The sequence below is a fragment of the Sporomusa intestinalis genome, assembly GCF_055383785.1.
On sequence record NZ_AP042390.1, the window covers coordinates 4,809,669 to 4,828,344 of the forward strand.

Sequence of the window (18,676 nt, forward strand, 5' to 3'; positions counted from 1 at the left end):
GTTTTCCCGCCCGCAGCTGCAAACAAGACCTGCCGGCGCTAAATGGCCTGCAGGTCTTGCGGCAAGAGCTCTGAACAGAGCTTATAAATCCATGATAATGGGCAGGATCATCGGCCTGCGCCCGGTTTTGGAAAACAAAAATTTGGCAAGCGCTTCCCGGATGGCCGCTTTCAGCGGCGCCCACTGGGTAATCGGCTGGTTTTCGAACCGTTCCAGAACCGATTTTACTATTTTCCGCGACTCCTCCATCAAACTCTCCGAGTCCCGCACATAGACGAAGCCCCGGGAAACAATATCCGGGCCGTCAAGAACACAGCCCCTGCTTTTATCAAGGGTTACAACAACAATCAATACCCCGTCCTGGGACAGCTGGCGCCGGTCCCTGATTACAATATTGCCGACATCGCCAACCCCCAGGCCGTCCACAAATATTTTGCCGGCGGTCACCTTGCCGGCCATGCGTCCGGTCTCGGCTGTAAATTCAAAAACATGGCCATTTTCGCCAATAAAGACATTTTCTTTCGGTATGCCCAATTCAATGGCCAGCTTGCTATGATGCTTGAGCATTCTGTGCTCACCATGAACGGGAATAAGGAATTTGGGCCGGGTCAGATTCAGAATAAGCTTAAGCTCCTCCTGGCTGGCATGGCCGGAAACATGAATCCCCGATGTCCGTTCATAAACGACATGAATGCCGGACCGGAGCAAGGCGTCAATCGTGCGGCCGATAGAACGCTCATTGCCGGGGATGGGGCTGGCTGCGATCAGCACCGTATCGCCGTGCGCCAATTCGAGACTGCGGTGATTCCTTGCGGCCAGCCGGCTGAGTGCCGCCATCGGTTCCCCCTGGCTGCCGGTGGTTAAGATCAGCATCTGGTTGTCGGGATAACGGTTGATCTCCTCAACCCCGATCAGAATGCCTTCGGGAATTGTCATATAGCCAAGCTCCTGGGCCTTGGTGATAACGGTTACCATGCTCCGGCCCAGCAGCGCCACCTTGCGCCCGTAGCGGCAGGCTGAATTGATAGCCTGCTGCAGTCGCGGCACATTGGAAGCAAAGGTAGTCAGGATGATCCGCCCCTTGGCGGAACGGAAATGCTCGTCCAGCGCCACACTGACGGTACGTTCCGATTTGGTGTAGCCCGGGCGCTCGGCATTGGTGCTGTCCGAAAGCAGCACCAGCACGCCGTCATTGCCCAGTTCGGCAAATTTGTGGATATCAATCATTTTTCCGTCCACCGGGGTTTGATCGATTTTAAAGTCGCCTGTATGCACAACCGTTCCGATCGGGGTCTTGAAATAAACCCCCAACGCGTCGGCAATGGAGTGATTAACCCGGATAAAACCCACCTCAAACTGACCAAGGGTCAGGCAGTCGCCGGGCCCCACGGGAATCAGATTATGGGCCGAGACATCATATTCCTTAAGCCGTCCTTCTACCAGCCCCAGAGTAAGCCGGGAACCATACACAGGCACATCAACCTGACGGAGCAGATAAAATAAAGAGCCGATATGATCCTCATGGCCATGGGTTAACACAACGGCCCTGATTTTATCTTTATTTTCTATTAGATAGGACATGTCAGGTATCACCAGATCAATACCCAGCATGTCCTCTTCCGGAAAAGCCAGACCGGAGTCCAGGATAATGATGTCATCACCGTAACGGAACACCGTCATATTTTTCCCGATCTCGCCAAGTCCCCCCAGCGGTATAATGAGTAGTTTGTCTTTCTTTTTCAACTGGAACCTCCAATAAATTAATTTAGTTCTTTGCATAATTAGAAACTAGGACCCGGGCAGGTCCTAGCTTTACGCAACGTTACATTGTCATCCGCACCATCTGAGCAAAATTAACGCCGGTCACTAACTAGTATCTTTTATTATATACAACCGGACCGCGTTTTGCAAATAGGGTTATGCCTGTTTTATAAAAGCAATCAGTTTTCGGGCGGCATGCGACAAATACCGCCCTTTCTTCCAGGCCATGGCCAGCTGCAGATACAGCTGGGGATCAGCCATCGGCAGCGTGGTAAAGGCATCGGTGTTAAGCTCCCGGCAAACCTTGCCCGGCAGCAAGGCCACCCCCAGGCGGGCGGCAACAATCTGAGTCATAAGCTCCTGCTGGGAGGTCTCAAAAATAATATGAGGGGTAAAACCGGCTTCTTTGCAGCGCTCAATAATTTTGTCATGCAGGATATAATCATTGCTGTATAAAACAAACTGCTCATCCTTAAGGTCCTGATAAGCAATCACACTCCGGCCGGCCAGGGGATGCCGGGGATGCATGACGATATGAAGCTGGTCGCGGACAAAAGACACCTGTTCATACAGTTCTTCCTCTTCACTGGGCACATAAATGATCCCCATATCCAGTGTACCGTCCTGAATCCCCAGCTCAATTTTCTTGGAGCCATATTCATAGAGTTTGATCTGGATATTGGGATATTCATTTTTAAACTGCCCTAACGACTGGGCAAAATCACTGACGCCGGTAATCGGCGGCAAACCAATATGAATCTTGCCTGTTTGCAGCTTCGTTATGCCATTCAGCTGTACATTGATATTGAGGAAAGAAGACACAATCTGCTGGGCTTGCTCCAGGATTGCCTCCCCGGCATCGGTGAGTTCAACAAACTTGGTATTACGGTAGAATAAGGTGGAACCAAGCTGGGTTTCGAGGTCTTTAATTGTCTTACTGATCGAAGGCTGGGAAACATGCAGGGCCTCGGCCGCCTTGCTGAAGCTTTTTTGCCGGGCCACCTCAATAAAATATTCCAATTGTCTTATATCCACGTAAATTTCTCTCCATTTTCCTTAACTATTAACGATTTAGTGCCTGTAACAGGCATATTTTCCGGCCTGTAAGTATAGACTGTTCCATAAATCACATATTTTTTATTTACAAATCCAAAAAGCAATTGACGTGTACCCCTACTATTTACTATGATACTATTATATCAAAGTTTGCAGAGAATATTACTATATTGTCGAATAATGTAATAATTGAATTATAAATGAAGGGAGAATAGTTTTGAAAGAGTTATTGCAATGTATGGCGATCATATCGTTAATGTTATTAATGCCGCTGATATTTAATTAATAGCAGGCACTCATTCCGTTTTTTCTGAGAAGCTATATTCTCACCCCGCCTTTTATGGCCGGGTGCTATTTTTTTATGCGAAAAAAGCCCGGGCCGGCAGAATTTTCACTGCCACCTGAGCTTTTTCGGTATTTCCGGGCCGCCGCCCAGTTGCTGTTAGCTTACTTGACAACCACCCTGCCGCGGACGGTCCTGCTGGGCCGCCTGCTAATCTTTTACATCCTTAGTCTGCTTCAATGCCCCCGGACCGTCCTGCGCGACAGCGACCTCGGCCTCGCCAAAGGTTTTCATATCATTGATAACATGTTCCGAGGCCTTGACCAGCGACAGACCGAGAGCGGCGCCGATGCCCTCGCCCAAATCGATATCCAGCTTAAGATAGGCCGGTACCCCGCTCAGCGCCAGTGCAGCCTGATGCGCAGGTTCCACCGCAAAATGCGAGCCGATCAGATACGCTTTGACGGCCGGTGCCAGCCTGGTGGCAAGCAGTGCCGCCGCACTTGTGGCCAGGCCGTCCAGGACGACGGCGGCCCGGTGAGCGGCAGCCCCCAGAATGACGCCAGTCAGACCGGCGATGGCCAGGCTGCCGGTTTTGCTGACAACGTCCAGGGGATCGGCGGCATCAGGCCGGTTCACGGCTAAAGCCTGCTGCACAATCTCGGCCAGCGGACTGCCGGCTACCGTCAGGGCCTTGCCGCTGTAACAGGCAACCACCGCGATGCCCGGCGCCGTGCCGCCCAGCCCCATCTCCCCCAGCCCCAGCACGCTGGCTCCCTGGGCGGTCTCTGCGCAGGCAACGGCGATGCCCGCCTCGATGGCCTGAATCGCCTGCTGCCGCGTCATGGCCGGCCCCAGCGTAATATCGCCGGTGCCGTAAGCAACTTTTTTATGGCACAGCTGCGGCCAGTGCGTCAGTTCGGCCGCAACCCCGATATCCACCACCACCGGCCGGGCCTGGACATGGCCGGCAAACGTCGGCAGCGGCGACCGGCCGCGGCAATAGTCGGCAATCCGGCCGGCCGTTGTCTGGCCGGCGGCAGCCATCGCCGCGGCCACCCCGTTGTCGGCGGCCATGACAATGATGCTTTTCCCCAGGTTCCGGGGCCGGGGGCTGCCGGTAATGCCCGCCAGCTGACGGGCTATATGCTCAAAAGAATACAAACTGTTAAGAGGCTTGGTCAGGTTATCCAGCCGTAGCTGACATTTCTCCATCGCCGCGGCATCAAGGGGTTTAATTTGGCTAATCGTCTTTTCCAGCATTCGACTGACCTCCCAGGTTATTCAGCATGTTAACGGTCGCTGTCAGCATATCCACCACGACCGAGGCCCCAATCGCCTCGCCCAGGCGGACCCCCATATCCAGGCAGGCCTCCAGATTAAGGTGCCCCAGGGCAATGATATGGGCCGGTTCCCCGGACAGATGAGAGGCGAACATAAATTCCTTGCTCAGGGGATGGAGCGCGTTGGCGATCAAGGCCGCGGCCGTCGTATTCAGGCCGTCAATTACAACCGGGCAGCGGTTGGCGGCACAGCCCAGGACAACACCGGCCAAAGCCCCGATTTCAAAGCCCCCGACCTTGGACAACACATCAATGCCGTCGCCGGCGTCAGGCTGGTTCAGGGCCAAAGCCCGGCGGACAATATCGATCTTAACCTGCAGGCGGCTGTCTGATATCCCGGTGCCCCGGCCTGTCACCTGCTCCGGCGACAGGCCGGTAAAGGCCCCGACAATCGTGGCGCTGGCGGTTGTGTTGCCAATGCCCATCTCCCCCAGGCTGAAGCAGTTATAGCCCTGCCGGACCCGGTCATTGACGATGTCGATGCCTGTTTCGATTGCCTGTACGGCCTGCTCCCGGGTCATGGCCGGCCCCTCGGTAAAATCCTGCGTCCCATAGGCTATTTTCCGGTGCCACAACCCCGGTACATGCGACATATCGCCGGCCACGCCCATATCGACGACAACCATGTCGGCGCCGCAAAAATTAGCAAAGGCATTGGCGCTGCCGCCCTTTGAGATCAGATAATTGGCCGTCATATGAATAGTGGTTTCCACCGGATACGCGCTGATGCCCTGCCTGGCCACCCCGTGATCGGCCGAGGCCACCACCATGCAGGCCCGGGGAATGTCAGGCTGCAGCCGGCCGGTTATCACCGCATACTGCCGTACCATTTGCTCGAGACGGCCCAGACTGCCTGCCGGCCGCAGCAGCCTGTCCAGTTTTGCCTGTACCTGCTGCCCAATCGCCGGTGCCGGTGCCGTAATGCGCAATAACGTTTCTTGTAGCAAACTCATAATAACCCCCCATTTTTAGTACCTCTTGCTCTTTAACCATTCAGCTGGGGAAAAACAAAGGGCTTTTTTGGGTAGTCCCAAAAAAGCCCTCTTTTCCATGAAGGTGGTGTAACGGTATTAAGGCAGGTCTCCTGGCTCCCGGTTCATCAACACTTACGCCTTCCCCTTGCGAGTGGCATAGGTAAGGTCTTCCCGGTACAGTGGCGGGCCCGCGCCTATATATGGAAGCATTGCCTTCCATACTCGGACTTCCCTATTCTCCCCCGTCAGGGGGCACCTCAACCGTGCAATATATATAATATTCACCGTCATTATAGCAGACGCGCCGGAAGGGCGTCAATGATTAAAACCCAAATCCGCTACAAAGTGACACCGTTTTTAAAAATCGTAAGCTCCCGGAAGCCCATTTTTTCCGCCTGGGTCTGCCGGCCTGAGGCCACGGCCAGCACATAGTCGACAAACACATCGGCCAGCGGTTCCAGCTCCATGCCGGCGAGCAGCTGGCCGGCATCAAAATCCATCCAGTGGCGTTTTTTATTAAACAACTCGCTGTTTGTCGCCACCTTGACCGTCGGCACAACAGTCCCCAGCGGCGTGCCGCGGCCGGTGGTAAACAGGATCAGCTGGCAGCCGGCAGCCGCCAGCACCGTTGTCGCCACCCCGTCATTGCCGGGACCGCTTAACAGGTTCAGCCCCCTGGTCTTCACCTGCTCCCCATAGGCAAGGACATCGGCGACCTTGCCGGTACCGCCTTTTTGCGTACAGCCCAGCGATTTATCCTCAAGGCTGGAGATGCCGCCTTTTTTATTGCCTGGCGACGGGTTCTCATAGATTGTTTGGTTATGGGCGGCAAAATATTCTTTAAAGCCGTTAACCAGCCGCACGGTCTTTTCGAAAACCTCCCGGTTCGCGGCCCTGTTCATTAGAATCGTCTCGGCCCCGAACATTTCCGGCACTTCGCTTAATACGGTCGTGCCGCCCATGGCGGTCAGACGGTCGGAAAAAGCGCCGACCAGCGGGTTCGCGGTAATGCCGGAGAAGCCGTCCGAGCCGCCGCATTTAAGACCGACGATCAGCTCCGAGGCCGGGCAGGCCTGCCGGGAAAACTGCCGGGCGTAGCCGATGAGTTCGCCGATAAGCCGCACCCCTTCGGCAATTTCATCCTCAACCGCCTGGGCCTCCAGGAATTTCACCCGCTCCGGGTTGTAGCTGCCCAGCACCTTTTTGAATTCCCCGATATGGTTGTTCTCGCAGCCCAGCCCCAGCACCAGCACGGCGCCGGCATTGGGATGGGCAACCAGGTCGGCCAGAATTCGCTGGGTGGCCAGCTGGTCCTCGCCCATTTGCGAACAGCCGTAGGGATGCTTAAACTCAAAGATGCCGTCGATATTTTCCCTACTGCCATATTCCCGGGCTGCCTGCCGGGCGATCAGCTCGGCATTTTTGTTGACACAGCCGACGGTCGGCACAATCCAGATCTCGTTGCGGCTGCCGACTTTGCCGTCCGGCCGGCGGTAGCCCTGAAACATTTTTGCTGCCACCGGCTGCAGTTCGGTAAACTCGGGCTTATATTCATATTCCAGGATCTCTCCCAGGCCGGTGGTCAGGTTATGGGTATGGACCCACTCCCCGGCCCTGATATCGGCCGCGGCCAGGCCGATGGGAAAACCATATTTAATAATTTTCTCGCCGGCGCCAATATTGACGAGCGCAAGCTTGTGGCCCCTGTCCACAGCCCCGGCCGCCTTAAGGCGCCGGCCGCCGGCCGTTAATTCCTCGCCGGCGGCAACCGGGGCCAGGGCAACAGCCACATTGTCATTTGCATGAATTTGTAACAACGGCATTGCTATTCCTCCAACCCGCTTCCGCTACTCGACCAATTTGGCCACAGTATCCTGGATACCATGCTCGCAGATATCGTAAAGATAGGCTGTAACCATCGGCGTGAGGCCCGGAACCGTATTAAGATCAGTACCCCAGATGCCGGTATTGCCCAAAATCGCCCGGGCGACTTTGGCGGTGCTGGGGGCACTGCCGTCATAGTCCCGCCAGGCCGCAGCACAAAACTGGAGCGTCGGCAGATCATCCCTCATGCTAAACTCGCCGGCGGCGCGCCGGGCTTTCATGACCGAACCTTCCATGCGGCCGTCTTTGTATACGGAAATCAGGGCCGCCAGCGCAAATACCAGCTTCTCGGGCAGGTCGTCCCGCTGCCGGCAGTAGGCCAGCAGTGACGGCAGATTCCTGGTTTTAAACTTGGCGGACGAATTAAGCAGAATACTCAGCAGGTAATGTGTAATAAACGGGTTCTCAAACCGTTCAATCACACTGCCGGCGAACTCGCTCAGCATTTCCCGGTCAAGCTCGATCGACGGGACAATCTCGTCCCAGATAACCTGGCGGATAAACCGGCCCAGCACCGGATGATCCATCATCTCTTTAACTGCTTCCAGCCCGTACAGATAAGCCACCGGCACCGACGCGGTGTGGGCACCGTTCAGAATGCGGACCTTGCGGGTGCGATACGGCGACATATCGTTTGTCCAGATTACATTCAGCCCTGCCTGGGTAAACGGCAGACGCTCAGCCAATGCCGCCGGCCCTTCAATCACCCATAAATGGAATAATTCCCCCGCTGTCAGCAGCCGGTCACGATATCCCAGATATTGCTCCAGTTCCCCTGCTTCCTCCTTGGGGTAACCGGTGACAACCCGGTCCACCAGCGTATTGACAAACGTATTATGCGCGGACACCCAGGCGGCGAAGGCCGCCGGCAGGCCCCATTCCCGGGCCAGGCGCAGCACAATGGCCTGCAGCTGCTCGCCGTTGCGCTCGATCAGCTCGCAGGGCAGAATGACCAGGCCTTTGGCCGCATCCCCCTGAAAATGCTGAAAGCGGCGATACAGGTAGGCTGTCAGTTTGCCGGGAAAGGAAACAGGCGGCAAATGCTCGGGACGGTCAGCCGGATCATAAATAATGCCGGCTTCGGTTGTATTGGAAACGACAAACTCTATGTCCGGGTTCTCGGCACAGGCCAGGCAGGCCGCCCAGTCCGTGTAGGGATTGATCCCGCGGCTGACAGAGGTTATAATCTCTTTTTGCTCAACAATCCGGCCCGCCTGCAGGCCCCGCAGCAGCAGGGTATATAAACCGTCCTGCTCATTAATGGTGTCGGCCAGTCCTTCGGCAATCGGCTGTACCAGTACAATCCTGCCGTTGAATAAGCCCTGCCTGTTCAGCCGGTGAATCATCCAGTCAACAAAAGCCCGCAAAAAGTTGCCCTCGCCAAACTGGATCACCCGTTCCGGCAAATGGCTGGCGGCAAACACCTCCAGGCCGGCCGGCGGCTGCAGGTTGGCAAAAGTTGCTGCGTTTAATTGGTTCATCTTTTTCCCTCCCGCTATTAAATTAGAACAGGCCAATGACCTTAAGATATCTTTCCGGATGCTCGGAAATGTCCTTAACAGTAGCCGGAATCTCCTCTACCGGCACGGTTTTGGTAACAAGGGCCGCCACATCGACCTCTTTTTCGGCAATCAGGCGCAGGCTTTCCGGGAACAGGCCCACGCTGTTGCGGGAACCGACAATTGTCAGCTCTTTTTTGGTAAAGAGGGCTGTCGGCAGCGGGATTTCATTTTTGGGCCAGCCGACCAGCGAGATCCGGCCGGCGTAAGAAACATAATCAATCGCACTGCGGATGGCCCGGGCGTCGCCGGAGGCCTCGATGACAACCTCGGCCATGCGGTTGCCGGTGATGGCCTGAATCGCCGGCAGCGCATCACTGGCAACAGGATTAACCGTGTATTTGATGCCAAGCTGCCGCGCCAGGGCCAGCCTCTCTTCCACCGGGTCGACGACAACCGGGACCGCCCCTAAGGTCAGCGCATATTGGGCCGCCAGCAGACCGATGGGGCCGCAGCCGGTAATCACCACATGCTCACCGGCCTGAGTCCTGGGCTGGGTAACGGCATGCATGGCTATAACCAGCGGCTCAGCCATCGGCAGAATATCCCAGGGGATAGCGTCAGGTGCTTTATGTACCAGGTGGCGGGGATGGGAAAAATACTGGGCCATGCCGCCATCAATGTGAACCCCCAGCACCGTCAGATTCTCGCAGCAGTTCGTGTGCCCGATGGAACACGGGTAGCAGTGGCCGCAATAGACATAAGGTTCAAGGATAACCCGGTCGCCGACGGCAAACCCGGTTTCATCCGCAGGGATTTCAATGATCTCCCCGGCAATTTCGTGGCCGATGATCCGCGGATAAGAAACCAGCGGATTGGTGCCGCGATAAGCGCCGATATCAGAGCCGCAAATCCCGGCGCTGCGGACGGCAATCAGGATCTGGTCCCGGCCGCGCAGCGGTCTTTCCACCTCGGCGATGGCAATATCGCCGGGGTTTTGCAAATATACAGCTTTCATGTACAGCACTCCTTTACTTGACGAGTTCTGCCAGAATCAGGCTCAGAGGCGGATAATAGGTTGTAACCGCCAGTGTGATCAGCAGCACTACGTAAAATGGTATAATTTCTTTGAGGAATTCATCCATGCGCACCCTTGTCAGATTGCAGGTTAAAAACATGGTTGTCCCAAACGGCGGCGTAATCGCGCCGATAGACAGATTAAAGATCATCGTAATGCCGAAATGCACCGGATCAATCCCCAAAGCATGGACAGTAGGCATCAATAACGGCGTCAGCACAATAATGGCGGCATTGCCGTCCAAAAACATGCCGACAACCAGCAGAAACAGGTTAACCATCAGCAGAAACATCGCCGGACTGTCGGTAAACTCAGTCAGCAGGGCGGTTACATCCCCGGCCACACCTTCCCAGGACAGAATCCAGGCAAAGCCGGCTGAAGCCATCAATATCAGCATAATGGAACCATTGGCCCGGGCCGATTCGGACAGGGCGGCCTTAACATCGGCCCATTTCGTCTCCCGGTAGATAAAGCCGATGATCAAGGCGTAAATAACCGTTACCGCCCCGGCTTCGGTAGGCGTAAAAATACCATAGCGGATACCGCCGAGGATAATAACCATCAGCATCAGGCCCCAAACGGCATCCTTGGCCGCGACCGCCACCTCTTTAAAGGACGGCTTGTGCGTACGGGTGGCTTTATAGCCCCGCTTTCTGGCCACATAGTCAACGGCCACCATCAACAGCAAGGTCAGCAGGATACCGGGTCCCATGCCGCCCAGAAACAGCTTGCCGATCGAGGTGTCGGATACAAAACCGTAAATAATAAGACCAATACCGGGCGGCAGAATCGGTCCCAGCAGGGCCGACGCCGCCGTCAGGGCGGCGGCAAAGGAACGGCTGTAGCCATTGCGTACCATTTCCGGCACCAATACCTTGCAGATCATCGCGGCATCGGCCAGGCCGGCGCCGGAGGGACCGCCAATCAGCGCGCCCAGTATGACATTGGTCTGCGCCAGACCGCCGCGCATATGACCGGTAAGCATATCAGACAGCTTCAGCAGCCGCTGCGTAATCCCCGTATAATTTAATATGGAGCCCAGCATCATAAAAAACGGAATGGCCAGCAGCGGCACATTATCGGCCCCGCCGATCATCCGCTGAATCACCATAACCGGCGACAGGTCATTGGCCACAAAAAAATAAACAAACGTTGACAGGGTGACTGCGAACGCCACCGGCACATTAATGCCGAACAGAGCCAGCATGACGAATGCTGCAATTAAAACCGACATATTACTGTAATTCCTCCATCTTGCATTTTTCCTCTTTACCGGTTAGATGCAGCCAGGTGCGCCGGAGGTAATAGCAAAACATAAAGACGCCGGCAACCGGGAGAGCGGCATCAACAAAAGAATAGGGAATGCCCAGTATCGGCGTCACCTTGCTGGTGGCCAGTATGGACAGCTCGGTCCCGTACCAGATGATCAGGCCGATGGTCACCAGGGTGCAGAGATTGCCAAAAATCGTTATAATACGCCCTGGTCCGGGCGGCAGCTTTCTTGTTAACACATCGATGCTGCAGTGCCCTTCCGCTTTAATCACGGCGGCAGCGCCAAACATGGTCAGCCAGACAAAAGTAAAGATGGTTACTTCCTCCACCCAGCCCCAGGGGCTGCCGATAACATACCGCATAAACACATTGGCACAGGCCAGTAAGATAATAAAAGCCATTAAAATCATGCCGGCAATCTCGTCAAAATTCTTAATAAAATTCCATAGCTGACGTCCCACTGTATCACTTCCTTCCGGCTTGTTACAACCACTGATTAAGCCGGCCCCGGTTGCAGAACCGAGGCCGGGTGATTGTTGTTTACTCTTTAATGATGGAATACACCTTATCCATTACTTCAGGCGGAAACTCTTTGAATTTCTTGGGGAAATCCTTCATGACTTCCTTAAAGGCAGCGCGGTCAACCTCGATGACCTGAACGCCGGCAGCCTTCATTTTTTCTATCGCTTCTTTATCTGCTTTTTCATTCTCTTTTTCCAGGAAACGGCCGGCTTCCTCACCGGTTTCCTTCAACTGCTGCACAACCTCAGGCGGCAGCTTGTCAATAAATTTCTTGCCGGCAATCCAGGTGGACAGATTTACCTGGTGGCGGGTCAGCATCAGGTATTTGGCGCCTTCAAACATTTTGCCGCCATACAATACGGGGATAGGGTTCTCAGCCCCGTTGATTACCCCCTGCATCAGCCCCGGATAGGCCTCGGCCAGCGGCATCGGCGTAGCTACAGCCCCCATGGAATTCATCATTTCGTTGGACAGCTTGATGTTCGGCACCCGGATTTTCAAGCCGCTCAGGTCTTCCGGCTTGGTAACCGGTTTGGTGGCAATCAGGTGACGGTCGCCATAAATCCACTTGCTGTGAACGACATATAAGCCTTTGGTCTCCAGCTTCTGGGAGAGATCTGTAAACAGGTCGCTATCCACTAATTTATACAATTGCTCTTTATTATCAAAAATATAGGGCAGATAGGTTACACCAAACTCAGGCACATAGTCCATCAGGAACCCGCCGTCGGAGATCGTAATGACATTGGCGCCGATTGTCAATTGTTCGGTTACGTCTTTTTGCGAACCAAGCTGAGAGCTGGGGAAATATTGAAACTCAACCTTGCCGTTGCTCTTCTCCTTCATGAGCCGGCCCCATTCGCGGACCGCCTTGTCGTTGGGCTCACCCACGTTATTGCCGTAAGCAATTTTGATGATGATCTTTTCATCAGCCGCTGCTTTGTTCCCGTCTTTCTTGCCGCCACAGCCGGCCAGCGCCAGCGTCAGCCCCAGCATACAGGCTAGCAAGGCCAACACATACCTGTTTTTAATCAGTTTTTTCATGCTTGTACGTCTCCCCCTTTTTTTTAAAGCCCCTCCGGACCCTGTCAGTTTGGGCTAACAGTTCCGGCATAACTAATTAGCAAGAAGTGTGCCAAGCTGAAATCATAGATTCTTTGGCACACTTCGCTATTTTTGTTTCGTATATGAAATTACATCTGTTTCATTATTGAAACAAACCTTTGCTTTTCCGCCATAACGTGACCCGGCTGATCCCCAGCTGTCGGCACACCTCCTCGGAGGAGTGCTGCGCCAACAGACATTTTATAATCTCCGTCTCCATCTGTTTAAGCGAGCCGCCGGCCGGAATGGTAATGGACCGGCCCTGCTCAACCCGGGTCTCCTGCTCGCTGAGCACAGCGGCGATATGGTCAGGCGCAATCAGCTCCTCCCCGCAGTAAGTGACCACCTCGGCAATGTTTCTCAGCTGGCGGATGTTGCCCGGCCAGGAATAGGCCGTCAGCACCTTCATCGCCCCGGCGCTGATTTTGACTTTTTTCCCTTCCCTGGCACTCATGCGCCGGACAAAATGCTCAAACAGCAGCGGGATATCCTCCGGCCGTTCCCGCAGCGGCGGGATGCGCAGCCCCAGCACATAAATCCGGTAATACAGGTCCTGGCGGAAAGCGCCCGTTTTTACCTGTTCGAACAAGTCCCGGTTGGTCGCCGAAATAATCCGCACATCAACAGGTATGATCTTATCATCGCCAATGCGCATAATCTCCTTTTCCTGCAAGACCCGCAGCAGCCGGCTCTGGATCTCAGGCGTCAGCTCGCCAATCTCATCCAGAAAAATCGTCCCCCCGTGGGCCAATTCAACAAACCCTGCTTGCCGCCCTTGCGCGCCCCCGTAAAGGCCCCTTCGGCATAGCCAAACAGTTCACTTTCCAGCAGGCTGGGCGGTATGGAGGCCGTATTGACCGACACGAACGGCCCTTTATGATACTTGCTGTGGTTATGTACGCTCTGGGCGATTACCTCTTTGCCGGTGCCGGTCTCGCCGTAAATCAGCAGGTTCGATTTATAGGTGGCATAGTTTTTGGCCTTGGCAATCAACTGATGCATAACGTCCGACCGGGCGATAATATCGTCAAAAGTACGCTTCGCATATAAACCTTTTTGATAAGAAGAAAAGCGGATTTTTCTCTCAAAGGCCTGAATACTGCTGACCTCCTGGAAGGTAATCACATCGCCCCGTTTTTTATTATTAAATTCCAGGGGAATTATGCGGGCCAGTACGCTATTGCCATTAATGGCAACAATTTTTTCCTGATTGCGGTAATTGAGCAGCTCCCCGATATGGTCGAAGGTCAGCTGCTTGTTGGGCTGTGTACAGATACGTTTTGCCAGATTATTATAGAAACTCACTTTTTTATCACCGGTGACGGCAATAACACCTTCCTCAATATTGTCGATAATCGCCATAAGCTGGGCCGCCTGCAGTTTTTCGCTTTCCTTGGCCCTGACAATCCGGACAGCCTCCTCCAGGGCTTTTCTGATGGAGACCGCGCTGGAATCCAGCAGTTCGGCCACCAAACCGCACTCCCGGGCTGTTTCGTAAGCCATCCGGCAGCCGATTACCGCCTCGATCTTTTGCTCAAAAAACTGCAGCACCGTCTGCTGAATCTCCTGTTCATCAGCACAGGAACGGATATACACCTCCGTATCAGCGATGCAAAAATCGCCCATTGTGCCGTCAAACAAATTGGCCCGGCTGGCAATGCCAATGCGCCGGATGCCCTGCCCGGTAAGCCGGCTCAGCCCGCTGAGCAGATCATTAACAGACATCGTGATCTCCACAACACTCATATTGTCAAAACCGCGGACCTCCTCCGCCACCCCGCCGCGGCTGACAATGACCTCGGTGTCCGGATATTGCCTGACAATGGCTTTGGCCTGCGCATCGCCAGCGACCTCGACAATGACCGGAACGCCCATTTCACTGGCGATTGACTCTGCCAGCTCAGCCATCCCGGGAAAGGGCGCCAAAAACAAGATCGGTATCATGCTTATTCCTCCATCTGCCGTCCTGAAGCTGTCTCTAATTTGAATTTCGCCTAATTTCATTTCTGCAACAGCCGCTAAAATCCTTTTCCCCGGCCCCTCGCAAAATTTGGTATTATTCCTCGCCTAGGCAACAGCGACGGTGGTTCTGTTTTATTTTCAGCATAAGCATGGCTAAGCTCCAGTAAAAAAAGAAGCAAAATGAACGTCCCCATGCTTCTTCTGGCCAATAAACTGAAGCCCTCGCTGGCGCGAGGGCTTCAGTTTATTGGCCAGAGTCTTTGTTCTAGCTACTAGGCAGCCCCAGCAAGCTATGCTTATTAGGTAGCTGACAAGCCAACTGTTGTTACAACTAATTTCCTAAACTGTTATATAATTACTTTCGCCTGTAGAGATTATATAATGTTAATGGGACGGGTACACGGCCCGTCCCAAAACTGAATAAGGAGGTGCGACTTTTGCGCTTTACGACGAAGTGGTTCACAATCACCGTCTCAAGCGGCTTTCTCTGGATAATTTATCAGATCATCAGAGAACTGTGGAAGTAGCCTCCCTATTCCTAATGCAAAGCGCTCCTGTTCTCAGCAGGGGCGTTTTGCTGTATTAACCTATGCTTATTATAACCCATTTATACCAATTGTAAAAGGTTTTGTTGCTAAATACTTGCTAACCTGGTGAACAAACTATTGCTCATTTTCAATTATTCTCTCGGTAATTGTCATCTACTGCAATTTTTTTCACTATCGTTGCTATCACCAATCATTCAGCAAACTATTAGCGGGCTGCCCCTTTGCTAGCAGCAGCCCCTGAACTTGCACTTAATATCAAACCCCTACGGCTTAACAGTCGCCTTATACACCTGCTTGCCATCCTTCATTTCAATAATGACCGCGTTTTTCACCGCATCGTGGGTGGCGTTTAGGGTCGTTGCCCCCGTTACGGCCGGGTAATCCTTAGTTGCGGCCAGGGCCTCGCGGATTTTCGCCGGCTCCAGGCTGTTGGCCCGTTTAATGGCGTCAATCAGCACATTGGCGGCATCATAGCCCAGCACCGCCAGAGCGTCAGGCACCAGGCCGTACTCTTTTTTATAAGCCTCCACAAAGGCCTGGGAATCGGCACTGGTATCATCAACAGAATAGTGATTGGTAAAATAGGTATTATTCAAAGCCGCTGCCGTGCCAATCTCCACCAGCTTCGGCGAATCCCAGCCATCGCCGCCGATGATGGGGCCTGTGATCCCTAACTCGCGCGCCTGTTTAACAATCTTGCCCACTTCCTCATAATAGCCGGGTACGTACAGGACATCAGGATTCAGGGCTTTGACCTTCGTCAGAATGGTTTTGAAATCCTGGTCTTTTTGCAAATAGGCCTCTTCCGCTAAAATACTGCCGCCGCCTTTAGTGAACGACTCCTTGAAGAAAGCCGACAGGCCCTTGCTGTAGTCGCTGCTGTTGTCGACCAGGATAACCGCTTTAGTAAGCTTTAATGTATTAAAGACAAAATTGGCCCCCACCGTGCCCTGGAACGGGTCAATAAAGCAAACCCGGAACGTATATTCCTTCACCTTGCCGCTTTTCTCGTCCACCGTGACCTTGGGATTGGTCGCCCCTACTGCCAGGAACGGCACCTTGACCGATTCGGCCACACTGGAGGCGGCAATCGCATTGGAGCTGGCAAACATGCCGGTCACCGCCACGACCTTATCCTGAGTAGCCAGTTTGGTCATGGCATTGGCTGCCTCCGAGGGTTCACTTTTATTATCGGCAATAACGGCCTGAATCTGTTTGCCCAGCAGGCCGCCTTTCGCATTAGCCTCTTTAATCGCCAGCTTTGCCCCATTGGCGGATGAGTTGCCCATGGTGGCATTGCCGCCTGTCATTTCATTCAGGACACCAATTTTAACCTCATTGGCCGCCCTGTCGCCACAACCTGCCAGCACAGCCCCAGCTAGCAAAGCTGCCACCACCGTGGCGGCGAACCGGAAACCCTTCTTGCGCATATAAACGTCTCCCCTTCTTTTTTTGGCCATAATCATAGTGTCTGCTGTGCATTGTGTTTACAGCTGAGATAAGCCGGCCAATTTGCAGAGTAAATACCATAAAAGTATACTGACAACATACTTTTATAGTATTTTTTCATGCTTTACACTATAGTTCTAGATTATATTACATTAAGGCAAGTTTTTCAAGATGTTCCGTGGTAATTATCACTAATAAATCCAATATTTTTTACCTTTTGTATGCCACCGGCATACACATACCTGTTTAGTCTTTCCAGGAGGTATCATGTTAACATAAATATACCCCGGCAACCTTTTGGTTGCCGGGGTGGCAGGCAGCCTATTGCCGCCGGGCTGCGTTAAATCGTATAATCATAGACCGGCGCAGTGCAGCGGACAGCCTGGCCGGCCCGGGTATTCAGCAGCTGCCCCTTGGCCAGCACCAGCTTGCCGCCGATCAGCACATAGTCAATCCCCTCAGGGACAGCATCAGGCAAGCCAAAATCGGCCTTATCCATAATGCCCTTAATATCAAACACAACCAGGTCGGCATCCATGCCGGCCCGCAAACGGCCCTTGGTATGGAAGCCAAGCGTCTCGGCCGGCAGCAAAGTGGCTTTCCGGATGGCCTCCATAATCGTCAACTCATACCGCTCGCCCACCATTTGCCGGAAATAGCGGGGAAAACTGCCGGCAATCTGGGGATGGCCCTCGCCGGGCGCATACTCGCCGGTATCGGTGGATGGCATGGCATAGGGATGGCTTAAGGCCATGTAAATCTCTTCCTCGATCCCGGTAAACACAACGACCGAGGCCTGCGGGTCATTGGCGCGCAAATCCCTGTACATGTCCATATCCAGCCGCCGGCCGTTATACTTGCCGGTTACCGCCAGGATATCCTCCAGTTTCCAGCCATTGGCCACCATCGACTCCTCGCTGAACAGGACCGCGCCGATATGGCTCGCCCACTGGGTATACATGCCGCTGTCAAAACGGATGTCCAGGCCGTCGGCCCGGGCTTTGTCGATCACCGCCAGCGCCTCATCCATCATTCCGGTGCCATACTGATACACCAAATGGGAGATCTGGACCCTGGCGCCGGTTTGCCGGGCAATATCGATCGCCTCCACCAGCGAATACATATCAATGCTGGTGCGCATCCGCGTATCTACCGATACCACCCGGCCATAGCGGGCGGCCAGCCGGCTGAGCCTGTATATCTCATCATTGGAGCTGCCGGGGGCGTAGGCCAGCCCCAGGGATAAGCCGCAGGCCCCCTCGTTCAGGGCCTTCTCGACCTGATATTCCATCCGGGCCAATTGCTCCGCCGTCGCCGGCTGGTGCGGGTCTGCGGCCCCTACGGCCTCCCGCAGACTCATCGAATGCCCGAACATTTCCGCCTGATTGATAATAAAGCCCTCTTGTTCCTGGGCGGCAAAAAAGGCCTCAATATCCAGCGGGCTCAAACCGCAATTGCCGCCCACGGTTGTGGTGATCCCCTGCCGCAGCGACAGCTCGCCGCAGTAGGCACGCCAGTCCACATGGCCATGGATGTCGATAAAGCCGGGACAAACAATCCGGCCGTTCGCATCAATCTCTTCCCGGCCGTGAATCTCCTGCTGCGTAACCGCAGTGATCTTGCCGGCCTCGATGCCGATATTGCCTTGCCGCCGGGTCAGTTTTTCCGGATCAACTACAATGCCATTTATAATTACGGTATCAAACATCGTATCGCCACCTCGCCGCCTATAGGATTTATCAGGAATAGCCGCTGCCGCGGCTCAAGGTTATCATATCATTTCCCCCGCCTCCAGACAACAAAAAAACAGGCGTAAGCGATTGCGCCTGTTGCTAATCCGGCCCGTTGGGGTTAAGAAAAACAAGAAACCTGTCCCCCTGTTCCTTCCTAATCAGAAATTTTCTTTGATGTTCTCCCTCCGAATGCGTGCCAATATGTACG

At 54.1% G+C, this 18,676-nt stretch carries 14 protein-coding genes and 1 riboswitch; all 14 genes read right to left on the minus strand.

What is annotated here, in order from left to right; all coding sequences use genetic code 11:
* Window positions 1-81 precede the first annotated feature (81 nt).
* The 14 genes from ACZ481_RS22340 to ACZ481_RS22405 all read right to left on the minus strand — a co-directional run bounded on the left by ACZ481_RS22340 (window position 82) and on the right by ACZ481_RS22405 (window position 18,443).
* Entirely contained in the window at window positions 82-1,779 is a 1,698-nt protein-coding gene (locus ACZ481_RS22340) for a ribonuclease J (RefSeq protein WP_464767539.1), read from the minus strand.
* Window positions 1,780-1,917: 138 nt separating this feature from the next.
* The gene (locus ACZ481_RS22345) at window positions 1,918-2,796 is read right to left on the minus strand and encodes a LysR family transcriptional regulator (RefSeq protein ID WP_464767540.1); all 879 of its coding nucleotides are present in this window, start codon (window positions 2,794-2,796) and stop codon (window positions 1,918-1,920) included.
* A gap of 514 nt (window positions 2,797-3,310) precedes the next feature.
* Complete coding sequence (locus ACZ481_RS22350; RefSeq protein ID WP_464767541.1) at window positions 3,311-4,363, minus strand: nicotinate-nucleotide--dimethylbenzimidazole phosphoribosyltransferase; 1,053 nt, start codon at window positions 4,361-4,363, stop codon at window positions 3,311-3,313.
* On the minus strand, window positions 4,344-5,396 hold the full coding sequence (gene cobT, locus ACZ481_RS22355) for a nicotinate-nucleotide--dimethylbenzimidazole phosphoribosyltransferase (RefSeq protein WP_464767542.1): 1,053 nt from the start codon (window positions 5,394-5,396) through the stop codon (window positions 4,344-4,346). Before cobT ends, ACZ481_RS22350 begins: the two co-directional genes overlap by 20 nt.
* Before the next feature lie 104 nt (window positions 5,397-5,500).
* A riboswitch (cobalamin riboswitch) is annotated at window positions 5,501-5,692 on the minus strand.
* Between the two features lie 63 nt (window positions 5,693-5,755).
* Complete coding sequence (locus ACZ481_RS22360) at window positions 5,756-7,240, minus strand: UxaA family hydrolase (protein WP_464767543.1); 1,485 nt, start codon at window positions 7,238-7,240, stop codon at window positions 5,756-5,758.
* 24 nt (window positions 7,241-7,264) lie between these two features.
* A complete protein-coding gene (locus tag ACZ481_RS22365; protein WP_464767544.1) occupies window positions 7,265-8,782 on the minus strand; it encodes a tagaturonate reductase in 1,518 nt (505 codons plus the stop codon).
* 22 nt (window positions 8,783-8,804) lie between these two features.
* Complete coding sequence (locus tag ACZ481_RS22370) at window positions 8,805-9,818, minus strand: zinc-binding alcohol dehydrogenase family protein (RefSeq protein ID WP_464767545.1); 1,014 nt, start codon at window positions 9,816-9,818, stop codon at window positions 8,805-8,807.
* A gap of 13 nt (window positions 9,819-9,831) precedes the next feature.
* Entirely contained in the window at window positions 9,832-11,112 is a 1,281-nt protein-coding gene (locus ACZ481_RS22375) for a TRAP transporter large permease (protein WP_464767546.1), read from the minus strand.
* A 1-nt stretch (window position 11,113) separates the two neighbouring features.
* A complete protein-coding gene (locus ACZ481_RS22380; RefSeq protein WP_464767547.1) occupies window positions 11,114-11,611 on the minus strand; it encodes a TRAP transporter small permease in 498 nt (165 codons plus the stop codon).
* Window positions 11,612-11,690: 79 nt separating this feature from the next.
* Window positions 11,691-12,716 (minus strand): C4-dicarboxylate TRAP transporter substrate-binding protein, encoded by a 1,026-nt coding sequence (locus ACZ481_RS22385; RefSeq protein WP_464767548.1) that lies wholly within the window; start codon window positions 12,714-12,716, stop codon window positions 11,691-11,693.
* A gap of 163 nt (window positions 12,717-12,879) precedes the next feature.
* The gene (locus tag ACZ481_RS22390) at window positions 12,880-13,527 is read right to left on the minus strand and encodes a sigma 54-interacting transcriptional regulator (RefSeq protein WP_464767549.1); all 648 of its coding nucleotides are present in this window, start codon (window positions 13,525-13,527) and stop codon (window positions 12,880-12,882) included.
* On the minus strand, window positions 13,482-14,720 hold the full coding sequence (locus ACZ481_RS22395; RefSeq protein WP_464767550.1) for a sigma 54-interacting transcriptional regulator: 1,239 nt from the start codon (window positions 14,718-14,720) through the stop codon (window positions 13,482-13,484). Before ACZ481_RS22395 ends, ACZ481_RS22390 begins: the two co-directional genes overlap by 46 nt.
* Window positions 14,721-15,549: 829 nt before the next feature.
* Entirely contained in the window at window positions 15,550-16,716 is a 1,167-nt protein-coding gene (locus ACZ481_RS22400; protein ID WP_464767551.1) for an ABC transporter substrate-binding protein, read from the minus strand.
* A 359-nt stretch (window positions 16,717-17,075) separates the two neighbouring features.
* On the minus strand, window positions 17,076-18,443 hold the full coding sequence (locus ACZ481_RS22405; RefSeq protein WP_464767552.1) for an N-acyl-D-amino-acid deacylase family protein: 1,368 nt from the start codon (window positions 18,441-18,443) through the stop codon (window positions 17,076-17,078).
* Between the last annotated feature and the right edge of the window lie 233 nt (window positions 18,444-18,676).